22 protein-coding genes are annotated in these 24,020 nt (G+C 72.9%); 16 read left to right on the forward strand and 6 right to left on the reverse strand.

Going from position 1 to position 24,020, the window contains the following annotated elements; all coding sequences use genetic code 11:
• Positions 1 to 101: 101 nt before the first annotated feature.
• Positions 102 to 305: a cold-shock protein gene (locus A4E84_RS21210; protein WP_003991681.1), complete on the reverse strand. Its 204-nt coding sequence runs from the start codon at positions 303 to 305 to the stop codon at positions 102 to 104.
• Positions 306 to 653: 348 nt separating this feature from the next.
• Between A4E84_RS21210 and A4E84_RS21215 the strand changes: the two genes are divergently transcribed.
• The 3 genes from A4E84_RS21215 to A4E84_RS21225 all read left to right on the forward strand — a co-directional run bounded on the left by A4E84_RS21215 (position 654) and on the right by A4E84_RS21225 (position 4,877).
• Complete coding sequence (locus A4E84_RS21215) at positions 654 to 2,861, forward strand: MMPL family transporter (RefSeq protein WP_062928101.1); 2,208 nt, start codon at positions 654 to 656, stop codon at positions 2,859 to 2,861.
• Positions 2,862 to 2,967: 106 nt separating this feature from the next.
• Positions 2,968 to 4,203: a sensor histidine kinase gene (locus tag A4E84_RS21220; protein WP_062928102.1), complete on the forward strand. Its 1,236-nt coding sequence runs from the start codon at positions 2,968 to 2,970 to the stop codon at positions 4,201 to 4,203.
• On the forward strand, positions 4,200 to 4,877 hold the full coding sequence (locus A4E84_RS21225; RefSeq protein ID WP_062928103.1) for a response regulator transcription factor: 678 nt from the start codon (positions 4,200 to 4,202) through the stop codon (positions 4,875 to 4,877). The genes A4E84_RS21220 and A4E84_RS21225 overlap by 4 nt, the downstream gene beginning before the upstream one ends.
• 9 nt (positions 4,878 to 4,886) lie before the next feature.
• On the opposite strand, the gene A4E84_RS21230 is transcribed toward A4E84_RS21225, so the two are convergent.
• The 4 genes from A4E84_RS21230 to A4E84_RS21245 all read right to left on the reverse strand — a co-directional run bounded on the left by A4E84_RS21230 (position 4,887) and on the right by A4E84_RS21245 (position 8,504).
• A complete protein-coding gene (locus A4E84_RS21230) occupies positions 4,887 to 6,062 on the reverse strand; it encodes a serine hydrolase domain-containing protein (RefSeq protein WP_062928104.1) in 1,176 nt (391 codons plus the stop codon).
• A gap of 96 nt (positions 6,063 to 6,158) precedes the next feature.
• Positions 6,159 to 6,872 (reverse strand): response regulator, encoded by a 714-nt coding sequence (locus A4E84_RS21235; protein WP_062928105.1) that lies wholly within the window; start codon positions 6,870 to 6,872, stop codon positions 6,159 to 6,161.
• Entirely contained in the window at positions 6,869 to 8,038 is a 1,170-nt protein-coding gene (locus A4E84_RS21240; RefSeq protein WP_062928106.1) for a sensor histidine kinase, read from the reverse strand. The genes A4E84_RS21235 and A4E84_RS21240 overlap by 4 nt, the downstream gene beginning before the upstream one ends.
• Before the next feature lie 82 nt (positions 8,039 to 8,120).
• The gene (locus A4E84_RS21245; RefSeq protein WP_062928107.1) at positions 8,121 to 8,504 is read right to left on the reverse strand and encodes an ArsR/SmtB family transcription factor; all 384 of its coding nucleotides are present in this window, start codon (positions 8,502 to 8,504) and stop codon (positions 8,121 to 8,123) included.
• Between the two features lie 97 nt (positions 8,505 to 8,601).
• Here A4E84_RS21245 and A4E84_RS21250 point away from each other — a divergent pair, with 97 nt between their 5' ends.
• Complete coding sequence (locus A4E84_RS21250) at positions 8,602 to 9,885, forward strand: MFS transporter (protein ID WP_062928108.1); 1,284 nt, start codon at positions 8,602 to 8,604, stop codon at positions 9,883 to 9,885.
• A gap of 123 nt (positions 9,886 to 10,008) precedes the next feature.
• Here A4E84_RS21250 and A4E84_RS21255 read toward each other — a convergent pair whose 3' ends face one another.
• Positions 10,009 to 10,662: a ScbR family autoregulator-binding transcription factor gene (locus A4E84_RS21255; protein WP_062928109.1), complete on the reverse strand. Its 654-nt coding sequence runs from the start codon at positions 10,660 to 10,662 to the stop codon at positions 10,009 to 10,011.
• 290 nt (positions 10,663 to 10,952) lie between these two features.
• Between A4E84_RS21255 and A4E84_RS21260 the strand changes: the two genes are divergently transcribed.
• The 12 genes from A4E84_RS21260 to A4E84_RS21315 all read left to right on the forward strand — a co-directional run bounded on the left by A4E84_RS21260 (position 10,953) and on the right by A4E84_RS21315 (position 24,012).
• Positions 10,953 to 11,903 carry a ScbA/BarX family gamma-butyrolactone biosynthesis protein gene (locus A4E84_RS21260; protein WP_159029602.1) on the forward strand — a complete coding sequence of 317 codons (951 nt, stop codon included), beginning with the start codon at positions 10,953 to 10,955 and terminating at the stop codon, positions 11,901 to 11,903.
• Positions 11,897 to 13,027: an acyl-CoA dehydrogenase family protein gene (locus A4E84_RS21265; RefSeq protein ID WP_062928111.1), complete on the forward strand. Its 1,131-nt coding sequence runs from the start codon at positions 11,897 to 11,899 to the stop codon at positions 13,025 to 13,027. Before A4E84_RS21260 ends, A4E84_RS21265 begins: the two co-directional genes overlap by 7 nt.
• Complete coding sequence (locus tag A4E84_RS21270) at positions 13,024 to 13,827, forward strand: HAD family hydrolase (RefSeq protein ID WP_062928112.1); 804 nt, start codon at positions 13,024 to 13,026, stop codon at positions 13,825 to 13,827. Before A4E84_RS21265 ends, A4E84_RS21270 begins: the two co-directional genes overlap by 4 nt.
• A gap of 83 nt (positions 13,828 to 13,910) precedes the next feature.
• On the forward strand, positions 13,911 to 14,522 hold the full coding sequence (locus A4E84_RS21275; RefSeq protein ID WP_062928113.1) for a TetR/AcrR family transcriptional regulator: 612 nt from the start codon (positions 13,911 to 13,913) through the stop codon (positions 14,520 to 14,522).
• Positions 14,523 to 14,798: 276 nt separating this feature from the next.
• Positions 14,799 to 15,695 (forward strand): LysR family transcriptional regulator, encoded by an 897-nt coding sequence (locus A4E84_RS21280; protein ID WP_063827569.1) that lies wholly within the window; start codon positions 14,799 to 14,801, stop codon positions 15,693 to 15,695.
• Positions 15,696 to 16,010: 315 nt separating this feature from the next.
• Entirely contained in the window at positions 16,011 to 16,991 is a 981-nt protein-coding gene (locus A4E84_RS21285; RefSeq protein WP_062928115.1) for an NAD(P)H-dependent flavin oxidoreductase, read from the forward strand.
• Between the two features lie 108 nt (positions 16,992 to 17,099).
• Positions 17,100 to 17,690 (forward strand): YciI family protein, encoded by a 591-nt coding sequence (locus tag A4E84_RS40965; protein WP_062928116.1) that lies wholly within the window; start codon positions 17,100 to 17,102, stop codon positions 17,688 to 17,690.
• A gap of 49 nt (positions 17,691 to 17,739) precedes the next feature.
• Positions 17,740 to 19,176, forward strand: coding sequence for an FAD-binding protein (locus A4E84_RS21295; RefSeq protein WP_062928117.1), 1,437 nt, complete (start codon positions 17,740 to 17,742; stop codon positions 19,174 to 19,176).
• A gap of 31 nt (positions 19,177 to 19,207) precedes the next feature.
• Complete coding sequence (locus tag A4E84_RS21300; protein ID WP_079129047.1) at positions 19,208 to 20,140, forward strand: beta/alpha barrel domain-containing protein; 933 nt, start codon at positions 19,208 to 19,210, stop codon at positions 20,138 to 20,140.
• Positions 20,141 to 20,157: 17 nt separating this feature from the next.
• Entirely contained in the window at positions 20,158 to 21,354 is a 1,197-nt protein-coding gene (locus A4E84_RS21305) for an alpha/beta fold hydrolase (protein ID WP_062928119.1), read from the forward strand.
• Positions 21,351 to 23,162: an isocitrate/isopropylmalate family dehydrogenase gene (locus A4E84_RS43935; RefSeq protein ID WP_063827510.1), complete on the forward strand. Its 1,812-nt coding sequence runs from the start codon at positions 21,351 to 21,353 to the stop codon at positions 23,160 to 23,162. Before A4E84_RS21305 ends, A4E84_RS43935 begins: the two co-directional genes overlap by 4 nt.
• Positions 23,155 to 24,012, forward strand: coding sequence for a DUF6282 family protein (locus tag A4E84_RS21315; RefSeq protein ID WP_062928120.1), 858 nt, complete (start codon positions 23,155 to 23,157; stop codon positions 24,010 to 24,012). The genes A4E84_RS43935 and A4E84_RS21315 overlap by 8 nt, the downstream gene beginning before the upstream one ends.
• Positions 24,013 to 24,020: the final 8 nt, after the last annotated feature.

Here is a 24,020-nt window from a genome sequence, read left to right on the forward strand (position 1 = left end):
AGGGCCGCGGGATTCGCAAGAGTTGAGCCGGAGAAGAGCAAAACGAGCCGGGGCCCGCACCGCGAGGGTGCGGGCCCCGGTTCAGGGCGTTCGCGTACGCGTCAGGCGGGAACGATGTTCTCGGCCTGCGGGCCCTTCTGGCCCTGCGTGACGTCGAAGGTGACCTTCTGGCCTTCCTGGAGCTCACGGAAGCCAGAGGTGGCGATGTTCGAGTAGTGGGCGAAGACGTCCGGGCCGCCACCCTCCTGCTCGATGAAGCCGAAGCCCTTTTCCGAGTTGAACCACTTCACGGTACCGGTAGCCATATGAATCTCCCTTGAGGGCAGTACTCAGGGCCCGCACCTTGCGGACCCGTAGTCGCCGATCTGATCACCCTAAGGAGATCCGAGAATCCTCGGAAACAAAAAAGAGTGCTCGTCGACAAAAGGTCGATAGAGCACTCGAAGTCTCTGGGAACCAAAACTGCAACGCCAGCCAAGGTAGCACAGGCCCGGCCGGATGGCTCGGCAATCTCGTACCCGGGGTGGAGTGGCCCGCCCGTTCGTACTGCGTTTCGAGTACCGGAGATTGTCGGCAGGCGCACGACGACGGGACGACCCGCTCACGGACAGGCTTGGCCCCACGTCCGACACCAGATGTGGAGACCTCCTGCCGTGGCTGCTTTCCTGTATCGACTGGGCCGTCTGGCCTTCCGGCGGCGCTGGTACGTCGCCCTGGTCTGGGCGGCCGTCCTGGCCGCCGTGGGGCTGGGCGCCCTCAAGGCGCCGGGGGCCGTCGACGAGGAGTTCTCGATGCCCGGCATCGAGTCCCAGAAGGCGTTCGACCTGATGGAGCAGCGCTTCCCCGGCGCCACGGCCGACAGCGCGACGGCCAGGGTCGTCTTCATCGCGCCGGGCGGCGAGAAGGTCACGGCCGCCGGGAACAAGAAGTCCGTCGAGAAGGCCGTGGCCGGGCTCGGCGACGGCACGCAGGTCGCGAACGCCGTCGACCCGTTCGCGGCGAAGACCGTCAGCAAGGACGGCACGACGGCCTTCGCGACGGTCACCTACAAGGTCGGTGCGGGCGACCTCACCGACGCCAGCCGCAGCCACCTGGAGCGGACCATCGACCAGGCCCGGGACTCCGGGCTGACCGTCGAGGCGGGCGGTACCGCGCTGGCCGCCGAGGGCGGGCCGGGCGGCACGGCCGAGGTGATCGGCGTCGCGATCGCCGCGGTCGTGCTCCTGATCACCTTCGGTTCGCTGGCCGCCGCCGGGCTGCCGCTGCTGACGGCCGTGATCGGCATCGGCGTGAGCATGGCCACGATCCTCGCCCTGGCCGGCGCCCTGGGCCTGTCCACGACCACCGGCACCCTGGCGATGATGCTGGGCCTCGCCGTCGGCATCGACTACGCCCTGTTCGTCGTCTCCCGCTACCGGGAGGAGCGTGCCAAGGGCCGCACGCCGCAGGAGGCCACCGGGCTGGCCGTCGGCACGGCCGGGTCCGCGGTCGTGTTCGCCGGGCTCACCGTCGTCATCGCCCTGGCCGGACTCGCCGTGGTCGGCATCCCGATGCTCACGAAGATGGGGCTGGCCGCGGCGGGCGCGGTCGTCGTCGCCGTGCTGATCGCCCTCACCCTCGTCCCGGCGCTCCTCGGCTTCTGGCCGAACGCCGTGCTCACCCGGCGGGCCCGCAGGAGCGGCCGGATCGAGGAGAGCGCCGAGACCAACGCCGGCACCCGCTGGGCGCGGTTCGTGCTGCGCCGCCCCATACCCGTCCTGCTCCTCGGCGTCGTCGGCCTCGGCGCCCTCGCCCTGCCCGCCGCCGACCTCCAGCTGGGCATGCCCGGGGACGAGGCCAAGCCGACTTCCACCACCGAGCGCCGGGCCTACGACGCGCTCGCCGAGGGGTTCGGGCCGGGCTTCAACGGGCCGCTGACCATCGTCGTGGACGCCAAGGGCGCCGCCGACCCGAAGGCGGCCGCCGGCACCATTGCCAAGGAGATCGGCGGCACCGCGGGCATCGTGTCCGTCTCCCCGGCCCGCTTCAACGACGCCGGCGACACCGCCGTCTTCTCGGCCGTGCCCTCCACCGCGCCGACCGACGAGAAGACCAAGAACCTGGTGACCACCATCCGGGACGAGCGCCCCGGCATCGAGTCCGGCACCGGCGCGAGCTACGAGGTCACCGGCAGCACCGCGATGAACATCGACATCGCCGAGAAGGTCCAGGCCGCGCTGATCCCGTACCTGGTCGTCGTGGTCGGCCTGGCGATCGTGCTGCTGCTGGTGGTCTTCCGGTCGCTGCTCGTCCCGCTCAAGGCGGCCCTCGGGTTCCTGCTGTCGGTGCTGGCCTCGCTCGGCGCGGTCGTCGTGGTCTTCCAGCAGGGCCACGGCGCGGAGCTGCTCGGCGTGGAGCAGACCGGCCCGATCATGAGCCTGATGCCGATCTTCCTGGTGGGCATCGTCTTCGGCCTCGCGATGGACTACGAGGTGTTCCTCGTCTCCCGGATGCGCGAGGCGTACGTCCACGGCGAGTCGTCCTCCCAGGCGATCACCTCCGGCTTCCACCACAGCGCCCGGGTGGTCGTGGCCGCCGCCCTGATCATGATCGCGGTGTTCGCCGGGTTCATCGGCGAGAGCGACTCCATGATCAAGATGATCGGCTTCGGGCTCGCCTCGGCCGTCCTGTTCGACGCCTTCGTCGTACGGATGGCGATCGTGCCGGCCGTCCTCGCCCTGCTCGGCGACAAGGCCTGGTGGCTGCCGAAGTGGCTGAACCGGGCGCTGCCGCGCGTCGACGTGGAGGGCGAGGCCCTCAGCCGGCCGGAGCGGGAAGCGGCCCCGGACACCGCACCCGAACTGGAGCCGGCGCGCACCTGAGGAATCCCGCCCAGGGCCGCCCGTGGCGAAGGACACGGGCGGCCCCTCGGGTGTTGCGGCCCGCCGTCGACCACGATGGTTCCAGCCCCACCGACCGGAGAGCCCCATGAGCATCCCCCCGGAGCGCCGCTACGCGGACCGCCTGGAGGCATTCGCCGAGCAGCACCCCTTCCTCGTCGACCTGGCGATGGTCCTGGGACTGATGGGCTGCGCGACCTTCGGCACGTCCCTCTCCCTGCCCGGCGCCGAGCCGCCGGCCCAGGACAAGGCGGGCGTCGTCCTCATGGGCGTGGCCTGCCTCGCCCTGCTCAGGCACCGCGCGAACCCGCGCACCGTCGTCATGATCACGACGGGCTGCACGGTCACGGCGGTCGTGATGGGCTATCTGCTCACGCCCCTGCTGCTGGCACCGATCATGGCGGGGCTGTACTGGCTCGCCACCCTCACCGACCGCAGGACCACCCGCGCCTACGGCATCCTCACCATGGTGGCGGTGATCGTCGCGGCCGTGTTCACCCGCTCCATGGACCACCTCTCGCTGCTGCTGAGGACGATCGGCCCGTTCTTCTGGCTGATGCTGCCCCTCGCCGCCGGCAACATGACGCGGCTGCGGCGCGCCTACCTCCAGGCCGTGCAGGCCCGGGCCGAACACGCCGAGCGCACCCGGGAGGAGGAGGCCCGGCTGCGCGTCACCGAGGAGCGGATGCGTATCGCGCGGGAGCTCCACGACGTCGTGGCCCACCACATGGCCCTCGCCAACGCCCAGGCCGGAACGGCCGCGCACCTCGCCCTCACCCGCCCCGAGCAGACCCAGAAGATCCTCAACGACCTGACCGGCACCACGTCCTCCGCGCTGCGGGAGCTGAAGGCCGCCCTCGGCCTGCTCCGCCAGGACGGCGAGGTCCCCGGTTCGGGGCCGCTGGAGCCGTCCCCGGGCCTGTCCCGGCTGCCCGAGCTGGTCTCGGCGTGCGAGTCGGCCGGTCTGAAGGTCACCGTCGACACGGAAGGGGAGGCGCAGCCGCTGTCGCCCGGCGTCGACCTGACCGCGTACCGGATCGTGCAGGAGGCCCTCACCAACGTCACCAAGCACGCCACGGCCGAGGCCGCGCGCGTCCTGCTCACCTACACCGGCTCGCGCCTGCTGATCACGGTCAGCAACGACGGCCCCAGCAAACCGGAGGCCGCCCGGGGCCGCGGCTTCGGCGTGATGGGTATGCGCGAACGCGCCCTGTCCATCGGCGGCGAACTGTGCGCGGGCCCCCGCCCCCAGGGCGGCTTCGAGGTCACCACCGCGCTGCCCCTGCAGCCCTCCGTCCACCTCGCGGAAGGAACCACCGCATGAGCATCAGGGTGCTGCTCGCCGACGACCAGGCACTGCTGCGGGCCACGTTCCGCATGCTCATCGACTCCTGCCCGGACCTGGAGGTGATCGCCGAGGCCTCCGACGGCGCCGAGGCGGTCGAGCTGACCCGCGAGCTGCGCCCCGACATCGTCCTCATGGACATCCGCATGCCCGGCACCGACGGCCTCACCGCCACCTCCGAGCTGTGCGCCGACCCGGAGCTGTCCGCCACCCGCGTCCTGATCCTGACCACGTTCGAGACCGAGGACTACGTCGCCCAGGCCCTGCGCGCCGGCGCCAGCGGATTCCTCGGCAAGGACGTCACCGCCGACACCCTCCTGACGGGCCTGCGCACGGTGGCCTCCGGCGAGGCCCTGCTCTCGCCCGTCGCCACCCGCTCCCTCATCACCCGCTTCCTCATGGCGCCGGCCCCCGGCACCGGCCTCGCGTCCCCCGAGCGCCTCGCCGACCTCACGGTCCGGGAACGGGAGGTGATGGCGCTGGCCGCGGAGGGCCGGTCCAACCCGGAGATCGCCGAGGACCTCACGCTCAGCCCGCTGACCGTGCGCACGCACATCCACCGGGCCATGACCAAGCTGCACGCCCGGGACCGCGCGCAGCTGGTCGTCATCGCGTACCAGACCGGGCTCGTACGGGCGACGCCGCCGGCGTGACGCGGGGCCCTACGGCCTGCCGTAGGCCGCCACCATGATGTTCTCGGCGGTCCTGTTCATGCCCTGGCCCTTGGCGTCGGTGGAGTTGACGCTGTAGACGAGAGTGCGGGAGCCGTCGCGGGTGGAGGCGATGGCGGCGTTGTACCCCCAGCGCCCGCCCGTCTTGCCCCAGACCTCGCGCCCGCCCAGCACCTTCATGGACAGACCGACGGAGTAGGCGGCCGGTTCCCCCGTCCCGAAGCCGGTCACCTCCGGCAGCGTGAACATCTCCTCCAGCAGCGGCCCGCGCACGATCCGCCCCTTGAACAGGGCGACGGTGAAGCGTTCCAGGTCCGCGGTGGTCGAGATGATGTCCCCGGCCGCCCACGCGTCCGTCGCACCCCACACGGACACGTCCCGGAGCCCTGTCGTGCCGTCGTCGAGGCGCATGGTCTGGTAGCCGTGGTTGTGCGGCCCGGTGATGCGGGGGCCGGACCCCGGGAAGCAGGTGTTCCGCAGCCCGAGCGGTTCGAGCACCCGCCGGGCGACCTGACGCTCGTAGGAGTCGTGGGTGACGCGCTCGATGAGCAGACCGGTGACGGTGTAGCCGATGTTGAGGTAGTGCTGGTGCTCGCCCGGCGCGAACTCGGGCTTCTTCGACGTCGCCGAGCGGACCATGTCCTCGGGGTCGTGGACCTGGAAACGGTTCGCGTACGCCTCCTCGACGGTGGTGGCGGGGAAGTCGGGGGCCGGGATGCCGTGCGTGTGGTCGAGGAGCTGCCGCACCGTGACGCCCCCGTACGACGCCGGGATCAGTTCCGGCAGGTAGGAGCGGGCGCTGCGGTCGAGGTCCAGCCGTCCCTCCTGGGCCAGTTGCAGGGCGACCGCGGCGGTGAAGACCTTGGTCACGGACCCGGCGCGGAAGCGGGCGGCCGGATCGGCGGGCCGTCCGGTCTCCAGATCGTGCACGCCCGAACTGCCGCGCCAGGTGCCCTCCTTGCCGCCGACCCGCACGAGCGCGGCGGTGGCGTCGGCGCGGGGAAGGCCCGCGATGGCGGCTTCGAGGGCTGGGCCCGGGGACGGCGCGGCCGTCGGCGCGGCCGTCGACGCGGCGGGGGCGGAGGCGGCGGCCGGGAGCGCGGACGGCCCCACGGCGAGTCCCGCGACGAGCACGGCGGCGGTCAGCAGGCCGGTACGCATCTTCATGGCGAACTTCCTTGTGAGGAGGCGGTGTTGTGCGGCCGCTTCATCCTCCGCCGCCACGCCGTCCCGCGGATCGCCCCCGCCGGTGGTCCCGCGGCGTCACTTCCTCACCGGCGCGGGGGAGGACCCGGCCCCGGCCGCTCCCCCGGCCGGGGGATCACCGGCCGCGACGAGGCCGGTCTCGTAGGCGCAGATCACGGCCTGGATGCGGTCCCGGAGGCCCAGCTTCGCGAGGACGTTGCCGACGTGCGTCTTGACGGTGTGGTCGCTGACCACCAGCTCGGCGGCGATCTCGGCGTTCGACAGACCGCGCGCGAGCAGCAGCAGCGTCTCGCGCTCCCGGGCGGTCAGGACGTCGAGCCGGGGATCGGGCCGGCGGGCCCGGGCGGTGGCGGGCCGGGTGTACTGCTCGACCAGCCGCCGGGCGACGGAGGGGGCGAGCAGTGAGTCGCCCCGGGCGACGACCCGCACGGCGTGCACGAGGTCGTCGCGGCGGACGTCCTTGAGCAGGAAGCCGCTCGCACCCGCGTGCAGCGCGTCGTACACGTACTCGTCGGAATCGAAGGTCGTCAGCATCACCGTCCGGCAGTCGCTCGCCGCGCTGATCGCCCGGCAGGCCTCGATGCCGTCCATGCGGGGCATCCGGATGTCGAGCAGCGCGACGTCGGGCGCGTGCCGCCGTACCGCGTCGACGGCCCCGCCGCCGTCACCCGCCTCGGCGACGACCTCGATGTCGGGCTGCGCGTCCAGGATCATGGCGAAGCCGCTGCGCACGAGTTCCTGGTCGTCGGCGACGACGACACGGATCGTCACGTCTTCACCTCCGCCGCGGCGGAGAGGGGAATCCGCACCCGTACCTCGAAGCCGTGCCCGTCCGCTCCCGGCCCGGTGACCGCGTCGCCCCCGTGGGCGGCAGCCCGCTCGCGGATGCCGGCGAGCCCGTGCCCGCCCCGGCGGGACACGGTCTGCGCCCCTCGCCCGTCATCGGTCACCGTGACCTCCAACTCGTTCCCCCTACGGATCAGTTCCACTGTCGCGGTCTGCGCCTCCGCGTGCCTGACGACATTGGTCAGGGCCTCCTGGACCACCCGGTAGACGGTCACCCCGACTCCGTCGGCGACCGGCCCGGCGTCCCCCGCGGTCCGGTACACGACGTCGAGTCCGCTCCCGCGCACCCGGTCGAGAAGGCCGGGCAGCGCGGCGATCCCGGGCTGCGGCTGTCGCGGGGAGCCACCGCTGTCGTCGCCGCCGTCCCGCAGCACCCCCAGCATGTGACGCAGTTGCGCCATGGCGTCCCGCCCGGTCGCGGAGATGGCGTCGAAGGCGGCCTCGGCCCGCTCGGGCGCGGACCGTACCGCGACCGGTCCGGCCTCGGCCTGCACGATCATCAGGCTCACGGCGTGGGAGAGGATGTCGTGCATCTCCCGCGCGATCCGGGCCCGTTCGCGAGCGGCGGCCTGTTCGGCCTCGATGCGGTGAGCCCGCTGCCGGGCGTCGGTCAGCCGCCCGAAGACGTAGGCGGCGGCGAACACGAAGACGGAGAAAGTCAGTTCACGCGCCGACCGGGTGTTGAGCCAGACTCCCACCGGCACGGCGATCAGCAGCACGAGCCCGGTGACGGCCCGTTTCCGCGCGGGCGACAGCGCGGCAATCGTGTACACGACCACCAGTCCGGTGTACGGCAGGGGCTGCCCGGGCCCGTCGACGGCCAGCCGGTACAGCAGGCTGGTGGCCAGCACCGCGAACAGCACGGCGACCGGTGCCCGCCTGCGCCATACCAGGGGCACGACGGTGAGGGTGCTCAGCCCGTACGCGGCCCAGGTCGCCGCGGGCAGCCCGGGCGCGCGCGGCACCAGGAACGGCATGGTCATCGCACCCTGGACGAGCAGCGCGACGCCGAGGTCGACCAGCAGCGGATGGGCCGCCGCGAGCACCCGGCCCCGCTCCCGCCACCCGCGCAGTTCCCCGCGCATGCCCATGGCGCCCCCCCGTCCCGTTGCGGCCCGACCCCGGAACCGTAGCGGGGTGGTGGCCGCACGCGCCGGGAGAACAAGCCCTGGTTCAGGGCGCGTTGGGCGGTGTCCAGGCCGCCACCAGGTCCACCAGCCCGGGGAACCGGGCGTTGAGGTCGTCCACGCGGACGTGGCTGCGGCGTTCCAGGCCGTACTGGCGCTGGCGGGTGACGCCGGCCTCGCGCAGGGCCTTGAAGTGATGGGTGAGGGAGGACTTGGGGCGGTCGAGGCCGAACCAGCCGCAGGAGTGGTCGAACGCCTCCGACTCAAGCAGGAGTTTGCGCACGATCCGCAGCCGCAGCGGGTCGCTCAGCGCGCCCAGCACGGTCTCCAGCCGCAGCTCCCCGACCGCCGGCTCGGGCAGCGGTTCCGGCAGGTCCTCCGGCTCCGGCACCACCTTGATGACCGGCGCCTGTCGAACCGTCGCAGACATAGGCAACTCCCTATAACCGAAATCCTATGTACGAGTTCAATCGTACTGCATGCTAAGTTCGAATGGACTCGTACTTAGCTGCCGGAGGGAGCAACCCATGTCGGAGAGTCGGACCCTGTCCGCCGAGACGGTGGACGAACAGCAGGCCGCAGTGCCGGAGCCGGCCACGCCCGCACCGCCGGAGCGGGCCGCGGCGGCCCGCACGCCCACCTGGTGGGTGTGGCTGGCGGCCTGGCCGGTCACCGCCGTCTTCGTGCTGTCCAACGCGGCGACCCCGCTGTACGTGCTGTGGCAGCGCGACATCGGGTTCTCCAAGGGCACGCTGACCGTCGTCTTCGCGTTCTACATCGTCGGACTGCTCGGCTCGCTGCTCGTGTCGGGCGTCGTCTCCGACCGGCTGGGACGCAAGCCCGTGCTGCTGCCCGCCCTCGCCCTCGCCCTGGCCGCATGCGCGATCTTCGCGACCGCCACGACGGTCGTCGCACTGATCGTCGCCCGGTTGTTCACCGGCATCGCCGTCGGCGCGGTCGTCTCCGCCGGTATGGCCGCGGTGACGGACGTGGCAGGCCCGGAGCGGAAGCGGCTGGCCGCGCTGCTGGCCTCCTGCGCGATGGTCTTCGGGGCCGGCCTCGGCCCGCTGCTCGCCGGCCTGCTGTCCGAGACGCTCCCGGCTCCCACCGTCACCGTCTTCGTCGTCGAGGCGGTCCTGCTGCTCACGGCCGTCCTCGCCGTGCTGCGCATGCCGGTACGCCGTCCCGCCGCCCGCGGCAAGGGCCCCTGGGTGCGCGTGCCCGGCGTGCCGCACGGCAACGGCATCCATCTCGCTCTGGGCATCGCGGTGTTCGCCCCCGGCATCACCGCCACGTCCTTCGTGCTGTCGCTCGGCCCCACCCTGCTGACCGAACTGCTCGGCACCACCAGCCGGATCGTCGCCGGAGCCATGGCCTTCGTCATGTTCCTCGCCGCCACCGGCGTCCAGTTCGCCGTGCAGAAGCTGCCCCGGCGCACCATCCTGACCGCCGGTGCGATCAGCACCACCCTCAGCATGGCCGCGCTGATCGCCGCCGTGCACGCCTCGTCGGTCGCGCTGCTCGTCGCCTCCGCCCTGCTCGCCGGAGCCGGCCAGGGCATGGGCCAGCTCGGCGGTCTGTCGCTGCTCAACTCCACCGTCCCGGCGCAGCGCCTCGCCGAGGCCAACGCCGCACTGAACGTGGGTGGTTACATCCCCGCCGGCCTCCTGCCGGTGTCCACCGGCTACCTCATGGACGCGGTGGGCCTGCCCACCGGCGCGACCCTCTTCGGCACCGTCCTGATGGGCCTCGCCGTCGTCGGCGGACTCGTCGTGCTCTCCGGCCACCGCCGGGTGTCCGAGCCGGCGTGACGGGACGGCGCCGGTGCCGGGTCCCCGGGCGTACCCGCGTGGCGGTGCTCCACGGCTTCGGCCGCGGAGCACCGCCATGCACGTGTGCGCCCCGGCGCCCGGAGCCGCTTCCGAGGCCCCGGGTCAGTGGGCCCGGATGGCGTGGAAGAGCAGTTCGCTCGTCTCCGTCCAGCGCTCCACCACGTCCGCGCGTCCCCTGAGCACGTCCGAGATGTGCTGGGCGCCGAAGAACGCCGAGACCAGGGACCTCGCCGCCGCCTCCGGCGAGACGCCCTCCCGCACCTGACCCTCGTCCCGCGCCGCGACCAGCAGCGAGGCGAGGAGCTCGGTCCAGTCGACGTACGGCGTCGGCAGCTCGGCGTCGATGTGCGGGCGCTCTATCTGCAGGCGCGCCCCCGCCTGCACGACGATGTCGTCCCGGAACGACACCGCCGCACGCGCCAGCATCTGCTCCGCCGTCTCCAGCGGCCCGTACCCCTCCGTCAGGACCTCTTCCAGGAGCGCCGGCCACCGGGCGTAGTGCTCCTCCACCACCGCCACGGCCAGCGCCTCCTTGGAGGGGTAGTGGAAGTAGACCGCGCCCTTCGTCATCTTCATGCGGTCGGCCACGTCCTTGACCGACGTGTGCCGGAATCCCTGCTCGGCGAACAGCTCGGACGCCGCGGTGAGCACCAGCAACCTGGTGCGCGCGGACCGTTCCTGTTTGGGGTCGGGCCCCCTCCTGGTGACGAACTTCCTCGGCGCGAACGCGGCGATGGCTGGCTGCGGCTCGGACATGCTCGGTTCCTCTGACTCGGCGGCCTCGGCCGGAGCTGGCGGACGTGTTCGGCCGGGGCAGATGGAATCGTTCCGGCCGTACTGGCTCAAAAACGATTCTCGGCTCGATACCTTCTGGAAGGTATCTTTTTTCGCGTCGCTTCCCGTGAACGACGGGACCATAGCGGGCTCACCCCTGCTTCCGCGACCCGAAAGGGAACAGAACCTTGCACTGCGTACCGTCCCCCGCCGCGCCGCCGGACCTCCACACCCCGGGACCTCCCGGCGGCGCGCTCCGCTACGACCGCCCCGTGGCCCGCGAATCCGTGCACAAGTCCGCCTCCACGGAAGTGCTCCTGACCGACGCCCGGCACCTGGGCGAGGACCGGTTCGCGGTCGCCGCCCGGTTACCCCGGGAGCAGTTCATCACCGCCGACCACCCCGGCGAGGGGGCCCTGGACCCCGTACTGCTGGCCGAGGCGGCTCGGCAGGCGGCGATCCACCTGTCCCACCGTTTCCACGACATCCCCCTCGGGCACCCCTTCGTCCTCGGCGAGGTCGCCGTCGAACTCGACGAGCCGCTGCCGCCCTCGGCCGACGCGACGCTTCAGGCGCACTGTCGGCGCAAGGCCGGGAACCCCCGCCGCGCCTGCCTGGAACTGGACGCGACGGTGTGGGCGGCGGGCCGGGCAGCCGGCCGGGCGCGAGTCCTCTGGGAGGCCATGGAGCCACGCCGATACGCGGTCCTCCGCAAGCGCGGCGCCGCCCAGCCACCCGTGGTGTCCGGGCCGGCCCACGCCGCTGCCGCCGGGGCCGCCTCGCTGCCACCGGCCAGGGTCGGGCTGCGGCGCGACCGCGACGTCCTCCTCGCCTCCGACACGGAGCGCTCCGGCCGGTGGTGGCTGCGGCTGGACCCCGGCCACCCCGTCCTCTTCGACCACCCGTCGGACCACATACCGGGCATGGCTCTCGTGGAGGCCTTCCGCCAAGCGGCCGGCGTCGCGGCCACCCAGGGCGCCGTCGGCCCGGCCCGGGTGCGGGACATCGGTGAACTCACCGTGGCATACGACTCGTTCGGCGAACCGGACCTGCCGGTGGCCATCACCCTGGAGCCCCGCGGGGCAGGGGCCCGGGAGCCGCACGACGAGCACGCCCGCCTCGTCCACCTGACCGCCACGCAGGGCGACCGCACGCTCGCCCGGGCCCGCATCCGGTGCGGGACGCCCGGCCGTGCCCACCGGCGTACGGGGGCCGCATGCTGATCGACGACCCGGAGCGCGCCGCCCTGCGCACACCCTTGCGTGACCTGTCGGCCCTGACGGCGACCGCCCGCCGGGACGCCCCGGTGGCGGAGGAGCGGCGTGCACTCACGGCCGATGCCGTCGACGCGTTGACCCGCGCGGGTTTTCCGCGTCACTTCGTGCCCGGCCGGTTCGGCGGGGAGGCGGGGGAGTTCGTCCCGCTGGTGGCCGGCGTGGCGGACGCGGGGGAGGCCTGTGCCGCCACGGCGTGGTGCGCCGCGCTGTTCGCCGCGCACGGCCGGCTGGCCGCCTATCTCCCGCCCGAGGGGCAGCGCGAGGTGTGGGCGGACGGCCCGGACGTGCGGATCGCCGCCGCGGTGGTACCGCCCCAGGGCGCGGCGGTGGCGGTCGACGGCGGCTGGCGCCTCGACGGCGCCTGGCGGCCTGCCAGCGGGGTCGATCACGCGGACTGGATCCTGCTGGCCTCCTGGACGGACGGCGAGGAGGGGCGGGAGCACCGGATCTTCGCCGTCCCCCGTGCGCAGGTGACCGTGGAGGACACCTGGCACTCCCTGGGCCTGCGGGGCACCGGCAGCAACACGGTGCGGTGCGAGGGACTCGTCGTTCCGCGGCACCGGACGTACACGCTCGACGCACTCCTGCGAAGCCGTCCGGGTGCGGCCCGGTGCCACACCGTGCCGTATCCCATGGTCGCGGCGCTGATGTTCGCCGCTCCGCTGCTCGGAGCCGCCCGCGGGGCCCTGCGCGCCTGGACCGGCGAACGGCTCGCCGCCGAGCGCCGCCACCCGGCGGCCCACACCGTGCTGGCCCGGGCATCGGCGCGGATCCACGCCGCCGGTCTGCTCCTGACCGGTGCGGCCGAGCGCGCCGACCGGGGCGAGATCACCCCGCTCGCCGTCGCGGAGAACCGCAGGGACGCCACCGCCGCGGCCACACTGTGCCGGGAGGCGGTCGACGCGCTGTTCCACGCCTCCGGCCTGCGCGCCCAGTCCCCGGACAGCGCCGTGCAACGCGCCTGGCGGGACGCCACGGCCATCGCCGCCCACGCCGCCCTGGACCCGGACGCCGCGGCCCGGGCCTACGCGGAAGCGGTGCTGTCCCCGGCGGGAGGTGACGGGCCATGACCCGGGCGGCAGCCGTCCCGGTCGCCTTCTTCGACGTCGACGAGACCCTCGTCGCCACGAAGAGCCTGCTCGACTTCTGGGACTACTGGGTGACACGGCAGGACGGCCCGGCGGGCACGGGCCGGGGGCCGTACGACCCGCAGCGACGAACGGCGCAGCCGGCGCCGCCCGCGACCACGTCCACGGCGGCAGCCGGCCCGCCCGACCGCTCCCGGCTCAACCGCGACTACTACCGCCGCTACACGGGCACGCCCGAGTCGCTCCTCCAGGCCGCCGCCCGCGACTGGTACGCCCGCTACCGCCGCGGCGAGCGCGCCTTCGTCACCGCCGGACTGCACGCCCTCGCCCGGCACCGCGCTCTCGGGCACGAGATCGTCCTGGTCTCCGGCTCCCTGCGCCCCGTCGTGGACGCCGTCGCCGCGGACCTCGGCGCCACCGCCGTACGGTGCGCCGAGCAGACCGTCACCGATGACGGACTGCTGACCGGCGAGATCGACCGGCCGATGATCGGGCGGGCCAAGGCCGACGCCGTCGAGGCCCACCTCGCGGAGCGCGGCGCCCGCGCCGGTGACTGCCACGCGTACGGCGACCACGACAGCGACCTGCCCATGCTCCGCTCCGTCGGCCACCCCGTCGTGATCGGCGGCGCCCCCGCCCTGCGGCACGAGGCCGCCCGGCTGGGCTGGACGACCCTCCCCGGCGACACCGGACCACACCCCGCAAGGCCGCCCGTGGCTACCGGTCGACCGCCCCGTTCCGCCGCAGGCCAACGGCAGGATCAGGCCTCCGTGAGTCCCTGATGTACGGCCGACTTTCGCCTCCTCGGAGGAATCCTTCCCAGGGGTATGTTTGTGCTCTCGATCAAGACCGGAGGGCACCCCGCATGGCCAAACAGGAAAGGGCGCTGCGCACACGTGAGAAGGTGCTGGACGCCGCGGCCGAGGAGTTCGCCGCGCAGGGATACGCCAAGGCCACGCTGAACGACGTGGCGAGGCGGACGGGGATGACCAAAGGGGCCCTCTACGGGCACTTCCCGTCCAAGGAGATCCTCGCCGCGACCCTGCTCGCCCAGTCTCGCGTGGCCTGGGAGGAGATGCGGCGTGCCCGGGACGTGCCGGGCGCCGCGGCCCGTGCCGTGCTGGAGGAACTGGTCCTGGAGCTCGCCCGGCGCCTGCGCTCGGACATCCGGCTCAGGGCGGCCCTCCGGCTCGCCAGCGACCTGCCCTGTCTGGCCCGCGCGGCCCCGGACCTCTTCGACGACGTGCGGCGTCATCTGGTCGGCCTCGTCCACAGGGCGCAGCAGGAGGACGGCATCGCCCCCTATCCGCCGGACCTGGTGGTGGAGCTGCTGCTGACCTCCCTGCACGGCACTCTCCACGCCTCGCAGTGCGACGACCGGTACGGCAGCGCCCCCACCCGGGAGGCGGTGTGGCGTCTCCTGCTCGACGCGCTCGCCGGTGATCGCGGGGGCTGCCGGGGCATGGCCGGGCGGTGAGGTCGTCGTTTCGGACACGTAAAAAATACCATCCCGAAGGTTTTTTCTGTCATGATGATGCTGTCCCGGCCCGCCGGGCCGCCCGCTGCCCGGTCGCAGGCCGGTCCGCGGTCGCGGTCGCCATGAAGTGACGGAGGGAAGCAGATGAGTGTGCTGGATGAAAGGATCGGTCCGTTCCCCCTCGGGCAGGCAGCCTTCGGCGCGGCCCCCGAGGAGCCGCACCAGGAGGAGATTCAGCGTGCTGTCAGCCATGCCGAACATGTCGATGACTTCGATATGCGACACCTTCGGTACTTCCTGGCTGTGGTCCGCTCCGGAACTGTCTCCGCAGCCGCCAAGGAATTGCGTATATCGCAACCGAGTCTGAGTCAGCAGATCAAACGGCTGGAGCAGCGAATAGGAGCCGCGCTTTTCGTTCGCAGCTCCCGCGGTGTCGAACTGACGGCGGGTGGCCGGGCCTTTCTCCGGGAGATCCAGAGCATCCCCGGCCAGCTCCGGTCGGCCATCGCGGCCGCCGCCCCCACCCCCGCGCTCTGGTCCGTCGGCGTGTGCGGAGGCGTGCCGGCGGAGGTGCTCGCGGAGGTGCAGAACGGTCTCGCCGGGCAGGGCGCACACCACGTCGGCAGCAGACCCGGACCGCACCTGCGCATGCGTTCGGTGGGCGCGGCGGAGCAGCCCGAGCTGCTGGAGCACGGCGAGATCGTGTTCGGGATCATGCGCCTGCCGGTGACCGCGCCTCACCTCGCCCGCGCCGTCGTATGGGACGAGCCGCTCGGCGTCGTCCTGCCCACCGCGCACCCCCTGGCCTCGCAACCGAGCCTGACCTGGGAAGACCTTTCCACGCAGCGCCTCCTCTGGTACGACGAGGGGTGCGCGCCCGGGTACGCCGACGCCGTGCCGGCGCAGCTGACGGCGCTGGGCTGGAAGGCCGTGCTGCATCCTGTCGACCAGGACCAGCAGGCTCTGTTCGTGCACGCCCTGCAGACCACCCGCGATCTGGTGGCCCTGCGCCCGAGCACGGCGGTGACGGACGATCCGCAGCTCGTCTGGCGCCCGTTGCCCACCGCCTCCGCGCCCCGTGAACGGCTGGCCGTGACCGCCCTGGCCGGCAGCCGCGCGGCCCGGTATCTGGGCCGGGTGGCCGCTCGGTGCGGGTGGCCCTACCGCGCCTGATCTCCCTTTTTCGGCCCCACTCGACGGCCGGTCCGGAACTTCTTGTTCCGGGCCGGCCGTTCTCTGTTTCCCCGCAGGAAATGAAAACGGAAACTTACTCCGAGGTCACCTTACCGGAGGGTCATATTCCGTCATAGTCGGAGCCTTATGGCTACTACGCGGTATAGGTCTTGGACAGGCGAGATCCGCTGAACCTAGTCTCCTGTATGTGACACGAATCCGGTTCGGTCACACAGCAATTTCCGATCGATTTCCCAATGACGTCGGATTCATTCCTGATCCATTCGGCCGCGGCCGGGAAAACAGGGGAGAAGCGTGATCTCCACCAAGCTGACGGAACTGCTCGGCATCGAACACCCCGTCATCAGCGCCCCCATGGGGTCCGTGTCCGGAGGACGGCTCACCACCGCCGTCACCCGCGCCGGCGGGCTGGGACTCGTCGGTGTCAGCTACGGCGACCCCGCCTTCATCGACGAACACGTGGGGCAGGCCGCGCAGGCCGGTGGCGTCTGGGGCGTCGGCTGCGTGATGTTCACCTTCGACGAGCGCCCGGGCCTGTGGGACAAGGTGCTCGGCTACGCCCCGCCGGTCGTCGCCCTGTCGTTCGGGGACCCGGACCAGGTACGCCGGTACGTCGCCTCCGCCGCCGAGAGCGGTGCCCACGTCGTGGTCCAGGTGCACGATCCCGAGCAGGCGGCCGTGGCCCTGCAGGCCGGGGCCTCCGTGCTGGTGGCCCAGGGCGCCGAAGCCGGCGGCCACCACAAGACACAGGCGACACTGCCGCTGATCCCGGCCGTGCTCGACATCACCCAGGGCGTGGTGCCCGTGGTCGCCGCGGGCGGTTTCGCGGACGGGCGGGGCCTGGCCGCCGCCCTCGCCCTCGGCGCCGACGGCGTCATGATGGGCACCCGCTTCGCCGTCACCGAGGAGTCGCTGGGCACGCCCGGCTTCAAGTCCTCGCTGGTCTCCGGGGCCACGGCGGACCTCGTCGACACCCGGGCCTTCGACGTCGTGCGCGGCATCCCGTGGGACGAGGTCTACCAGGCGCGCTCAGTGAGCAACGACTTCACCCGCACCTGGACCGGCCGCGACGCCGAACTCGCCGCCCGTCGCGCCGAGATCGAGCCCGAGTGGGCCGCGGCGGTCGCCCGCGACGACACGAGCCGGCGGGCGCTGTTCGCCGGTGAGGTCCTCGACCTGGTCCACGACATCCGGCCGGCGGGGAGCGTCGTGCGCGAGACGGTCGCCGAGGCCGAGTCCATCCTGCGCGGCCTGGCCGGGCGCATCACGCCCTGACCCCTGCGCTCCGGGCGGGCCCCAGCCCCCGGACCCCACCCGAATCGCCCTGCACGGACCCGTCCTGACCACCGGTCGGGCAGTCCTTCCTCACACCGGAGAAAACCCGTGATCCACGTCCTCACCCTCACCTACCTCCAGCCCCGCGAGACCGTCACCGCGCACCTGCCCGAGCACAAGGCCTGGCTGCGGGACCACTCCGACCGGGGACGGATCCTGCTGAGCGGGCCCCGGCCCGACGGCGGTGCCGTCATCGTCACCGCCGACCTCGACGAGGCCACCGTGCGGGAGCTCATCGAGAGCGACCCGTGGCACAAGCTCGGCATCGCCTCGTACGACCGGGTCGCCTTCGAGGGGAAGAACGCCAGCCCCGGCGTCGTCACCGCGGCCGTCCCCGACGACAGCGTCCTGCTCATCAACGTCGCCACCACCGAGGACGCGCCCGCCACGGTCGACGCCCTCGCCGGTGCCGTCGAGCACGTCGCCGCCACCGCCGACGGATTCCGCGGATCCCGACTGCTCACCAGCGTCGACGGCGACGCGGTGATCAACCTCGCGGCCTGGACCGACGAGAAGCGGTTCAACGCCATCTTCGACGACCCCGGCTTCACCGGCCGCTACCAGGAGTTCGCGAAGACCGTGACCGGCGCCAAGTACCGCCTCTACCGCACCAGCCGGGTCATCAGCCCCAACCGCTGAACCCGCGCCGCACCGCACCGCCCGGCACGCACGACCTCAAGGAGCAACCATGACCGTCCCGTCCACGCCCGCCCCGTACGACCTCGTCGTCGTCGGATTCGGCGCCGCCGGCCTGTCGGCCGCCCTGTCCTTCGCCGAGGCCACCGAAGGGCGCGAGACGCCCGCCCGGATCGCGATACTCGAACGGTCCACCGAGGACGAACGCGGCGGCGCCACCCGCTGGACCGGTGCCTTCCTCCGCGTCGACGAGCAGCGGCGGCTCGACACCGACTGGGCCGAGCACGTGGGCCGCGTCTCCGGCGGCCTCGCCGACGTCGAGTACTGCCGCACGGTGGAGCGCGAGTCCCCGCAGACCCTCGCCTTCGTGGAGAAGCACGGCGTCGAGATCGACTACGCCGACTTCCCGCTGCCGCACACCTTCGACGGCGGTACCCCCTCGATGACCCCGCCGGCCAGCCCCCGCGGCGGCGGCGCCTCCATCGTCGAACACCTCGGCGCGGCCCTGGAGAAGGACCCCCGCGTCGACATCCACTACGAGACGGAGGCACTGCGCCTGACCACCGCCGAGGACGGTGCCGTCGACGGCGTCGTGGTGCGCGGCCCCGACGGCCGCACCCGGCGGCTGACCGGCCGCGCGGTGGTCCTGGCCTGCGGCGGCTTCCAGGGCAACACCGAGATGCTCACCCGCTACGTCGGCGACCGCGCCTGCGACCTGCCGCTGATCGCGCCCGGCATCGCCAACAACCGCGGTGACGCCCTGCGCATGGCACTGGAGCTCGGCGCCGACACAGCCGGCCAGTTCGACGGCATCCACGCCGAGCCGGTCGACCGCCGCACCAGCAAGGCCGACGCGGTGCTGTACGGCTTCAGCTGCGGCATCTTCGTCAACGGCCGTATGCAGCGGTTCTTCGACGAGGGCCGCGACACCTGGGACAACACCTTCGAGCACGTCGGCTACGAGATCTGGCGCAACCAGGACCAGGAGGCGTACTGGATCGCCGACGCCAAGACCCTCGCCATCCCGGGCATCATGAACTCGCTGCTCAGCGACGTACCGCCGGAGCAGGCGGACACCCTGGAGGAGCTCGCCGACAAGCTCGGCATCGACGCCGAGGGACTGGCGAAGACCGTCGCCGAGTTCAACGCGGGTGTCGGGGAAGGGGAGTTCGACCCGACCCGCCTCGACGGCAAGAGCACCGTCGGCCTCACCCCGCCCAAGTCCAACTGGGCCACGCCCCTGGACACCGCGCCGTTCATCGGCGTCCCGGTGACCGCCGCGATCTGCTTCACCTACGGCGGCGTCCGCACCGACCTCGACGCCCGTGTCGTCACCCCGTCCGGCACGGCCATCCCCGGCCTGTACGCCGCCGGTGAGGCCACCGGCCTCTTCTACAAGGCCTACCCGCCGGCCACGTCCGTGCTGCGCTCGCTGATCTTCGGACGGCTCGCCGCGCACCACGCGGTCCAGGCCCGGCAGTCCGCCTGACCCACCCTCACGTCAGCTTTCTGGAGGACCCATGAGTATGGTCAACATCGATGTCACCCTCCGCGACGGCGGTTATCGCAACGGCTTCGACTTCCCGCTCGGCTACGCCCTGAAGCACGCGAAGCTGAGCGTCGAGGCCGGGTTCGACTGGGTCGAGATCGCCTACCGCAAGGGCTCGCTCGTCCCGATACCCGGCCTGGGGCTCACCGGCCGGGGCGACGACGACTACATCGCCGCGATGGCCCAGGAGGTCGGCCCCCGGCACATCGCGATGATCCTGCACCCGAAGAACATCACCCGCGACGACCTGCCCGCCATGTACCAGGCCGGGGCGCGGCTCGTCCGCATCATCCTGCCGGCCAAGGGCTACGAGCCCGGCCTGGACTACATCCGCCAGGCCCGGGACATCGGCTTCACGGTGGGCGTCAACTTCGCCCGGATCAGCCAGTGGCCGGGCCGCGACGTGGTCGAGGTGGCCGCCGCCGCGACCGACGCGGGTGCCGAGTTCGTCTACCTCGCCGACTCCAACGGCAGCCTGTCGCCGGTGGACACCGCCCACCTGACCACCCTGACCAGGTCGGTCACCGGGGGCCCGGTCGGGCTGCACGCCCACAACAACCTGGGGCTCGCCCTGTCCAACGCCATCAGCGCCGAGGCCGCCGGCGCGACCTGGATGGACTCCTCGATCCAGGGCATGGGCAAGGGCCCGGGCAACCTCATCGCCGAGCAGTGGCTGGCGCACCTGGACCGCACGGACCCGGAGGCCGCCGCGCGCCTCAACCTGGAGCCCGTGCTGGAGCTGGCGGACCTGCTCCTGGCGAACGTCCCCGAGGGCTCGCCCTCGCTGCCGCTGCCGGATCTGGTGCTGGGCCGGTACGACCTGCCGGTGGAGCACCGCAAGGAGCTGGTGGGCCGCCACGGCGAGGTGCTCGCCACCGCGCGCACCCTCGCGGGCGCCCGGTGACCCACACCGGAACTGCTGTGCCGACGACGGTCCACCCACCCCGGACCGCCGTCGGCCCGGCGCACGCCCACGCCCTGGTCCTCGCCCCCGTCACACCCGTCTGGGACGAGGGAGCGTTCTTCGCCCCGGTCATCGACACGCTGACGGCGGCGGGGGCCGGGCTCCGGGTGACGGTGGTCGACACGCTCGCCCTCCGGGACGAGCGCGTACGCACCCTGGAGGACCTCGTCGCCCGCTGGCGGGCCCTGCTCCCCGCCTTCGGCCGCATCGACCTGCTGTGCGGGAACGCCCTGGGCGGAGCCGTGGCCCAGGGACTCCTCCCGTACGTCGCCCCCGGCACGGCCGCCCTCCTCGTCTCGGGCCCGGCCCGCTCGGACGCGCTCCTGGAACACCGCCTCAGCGAAATCGCCGATCTGGCGGCCACGGGCCACACCGAGGCGTCCCTCGCGCTGCTGCACGAGAGGGTCCAGCCGGACGGCACACCTCCGTCCACCGGCCCGGACCCGACGGCAACCGCCGCGCGGACGGCAGCCGAGGGCGATGCCGCGTGCCGGAGCGACGGCGCGGTAGGCGACCTTGGTCACCTCACGCGTGCCGGCACCGCCCCGGCAGCCCCCGGCGACACCCCCGCCGCGCGGACGGGAGTCGCCGCCGGCCGGGCGGGCGGTGATCGCCCGGAGGGGGCTGGCTCCGCCGTGGCGGCAGCCGTCGCGCGGACGGGAGTAGCCGCCGACGGGGCGGGCGGTGACCGCCCGGCGGGAGGCGGTACCGCCGTCGGCCGGGCGGGCGGTGACCGCCCCGTGGAGAGCCACGACGGGCGGGCGGTGGTCGACGGCGCGGTCGACGGCCTCGGTCGCCTCGCGCGTGCCGATGCCGCCCCGGCAGCCCCCGGCCGTCTCGTGCGAGGCGGCACCGCCCCGGCCGTCCCCGCCGACCTCCCGCGCCCTGCCCGCCAGACCCCGGCCCAGCGGCTCGACGGGGGGCTCCGGCTGCTGTGCGGCATCGATCTGGCCGCGGCCGTCGAGGCGCACCCCGGCCCCCTGCTGCACATCGTCGGCGGGCGTTCGCAGCTCGTCACACGGCGGCACACCGCCGCCGGCCCGCACCACCGGGTGCATGTCGTCGCCGAGGCCGGCATGCGCCCCCACACCGATCAGCCCGCGGAAGTGTCCGCCCTCATCGGCGCCTTCCTGCGGGAGAAGGGACTGACATGAAGCCGACCCCGAAGAAGAGCGTCGCCGTCCTCCCGGGCGACGGCATCGGCCCGGAGGTCGTCTCCGCCGCGCTCGGCACCGTCGAAAAGCTGGACCTGCCCCTGGAGTTCCGGTTCGGAGACATCGGCTGGGACTGCTGGCGCGAGGAGGGCGACCCCGTCCCGCAGCGCACCTGGAAGCTGCTCGAGGAGACCGACACCTGCCTCCTGGGCGCCATCACCAGCAAGCCCGTGCGGGAGACGGAGGCCGAACTCGCCCCGTCCCTGCGCGGCACCGGCCTCCGGTACGTCTCACCGGTCCTCCAACTCCGCCAGCGTCTCGGCCTGTACGCCAACGTCCGTCCGGTCACCGACCTGGACGGCGGCCGGTTCGATTTCACCGTCATCCGCGAGAACACGGAGGGCCTGTACGCCGGCATCGACGTCCACGGCCTCGACGAGCCGCTCTGGAACGCCGTACGACACCACCCCAACGCGGCGGCATCGGGCCCGGAGGACACCAGCCTCACCCTGCGCCTGCAGACCCGCCACGGCATCGACCGGCTGCTCCGCTTCGGCTTCGCCCACGCCGAGGCGCACGGCAAGCGCCTGCTCACGGTCGCGGACAAGCCGATGGTCCTGCGCAACAGCGGCAACCTGCTGCGCGAGCGCCTCGAACTGATCGCCCAGGAGCACCCGGACATCGAGACGGAGATCCTCAACGTCGACGCCGTCGCCCTGTGGATGGTCCGCAGGCCGGAACGGTTCGGCGTCCTGGTCGCCGAGAACATGTTCGGCGACATCCTCTCCGACCTCGGCGCCGGTGTCATGGGCGGACTCGGTCTCGCCCCGAGCGGCAACATCGGCGACCACGGCAGCTACTTCGAGCCGGTGCACGGCAGCGCCCCCGGCATGGTCGGCAAGGACCGGGCCAACCCGATGGCGATGCTCCTCACGATCGGCCAGATGCTCGGCCACCTCGGCCTCGACGTGCCGGGCGAGGAACTGCGCAACGCCGTACGCACCGTCGCCCGCGCCCGCAGGACCGTCACGTACGACCTGGGCGGCACGTCGGGGACCAGGGAGGTGGCGCGGGCCGTCGCCGGCCGGCTGGCGGAGGGAGCAGCCGCCTCGGCGGAGAGCACCCTCGTCCCCCCGGACGTCGTCGACCGGCTCGCCCGTCTCGACACCGCCTCCGTCTCCGACGCCCTGGACAGCCTCGGCATCGGCGGTGTGCTCGCGGGCCTGAGCGCCCGGGTTCCCGGAGCCCGTACGGCCGGTCTGGCGTACACCGTCACCTACCGGCCGGTGGACGGCGACGGCCAGGGCTTCCGGAACGCGGCGAACTATCTGGACGACGTACCCGAGGGCGCGTTCGTCGTGGTCGACAACGCCGGCAGCACGGACTGCACCAACTGGGGTTCGCTGCTCACCTCCGTGGCCCGCAGCCGCGGCGTGCGCGGCACCGCGGTGCACGGCTCTGCCCGTGACATCGCCGAGATCCGGGCCGCCGGATACCCCCTGTTCAGCACCGGCGCCACGATGGTCAGCGGCAAGAACCGCGTCGAACTCGCCGCGACCGGACGGGAGATCACCGTCGGCGGCGTGACCGTACGCCCCGGCGATGTCGTGGTCGCCGACGACAACGGGGTACTCGTCGTGCCCGCGGCGCACGCCGCCGAGGTCGCCGGCCGTGCCGAGCGCGTCGAGCGGACCGAGACGGCGATCGCCGAGGCGGTGGACACCGGACTGCGGCTGGACGAGGCCCGCAGGAGGTTCGGCTACGCGAGGCCGTGGGAGGGCCCGGCGCGGCGGACCGCCGATGTGTGACCTCGCGCGGCGGGTGGTGGACGTCCACTACCACGCGGGCCCCGACCTGTACCGGCGCCGTCTCACCACCGGCGGCGCCGGCCGGGCCTACGCCGGGATCGACGGCTGGGTGGTCATCAAGAGCCACCTGGGCTGCACCGCGGCGAGCGCGTGGGAGGCCCGTCAGGAGGGGCTGCCCGTCTCAGGCACCGTCGTCCTCAACGACCTCGCCGGAGGCGTGCACCCCCGGGTGGTGGAACAGGCCGTCTACACCCACGGCCAGGACAGCCCCGCCCGGCTGGTCGTGCACCTGCCCACCCTCGTCGGCCCCGCCCATCCCTCCCGGCTGCACCGGCAGCCCTTCCACCCGCTGCTGGACACCGAACGGTGGCGCGGCGAGCGGGTCCTGGACGACACCGGACAGCTCCGGCGTCCCGTGCGCGAGGTGCTCCGGGCGGCCCGGGACCTCCCGGTCGTCCTGGCGACGGGCCACTGCGACCGGGAGGAGACCCTGCGCGTGGTCGACGAGGCGGCCCGGCTGGACCTGCCCCGGTTGCTGCTGACCCACGCCACGCATCCGATGACCGGCCTCACCCCCGCCGACCTCACCCGACTCGCCGATGCGCCGGGGGTGTACGTCGAGATCACCGCCCTGACGCTGCTCCTGGGGCATCGTGACGCCGGGCATCTGGGAGACGTCGTACGCGCCCACCCCCGGGTGGTGTTCAGCTCCGACCTCGGGCAGCCGGACCAGCCGGACCCCGCCAGATGGCTGTCGCTCAGCGAAAGCTGGTTCGAGCAGGCGCAGCTGACGCCCCACCAGGTACATGCCGTCACCGCACTCAACCCGGCAGCCCTGCTGGCGCCCTGACCCCGTAC

Origin of the sequence: Streptomyces qaidamensis (assembly GCF_001611795.1) — a bacterium.
GTDB classification, from domain to species: domain Bacteria; phylum Actinomycetota; class Actinomycetes; order Streptomycetales; family Streptomycetaceae; genus Streptomyces; species Streptomyces qaidamensis.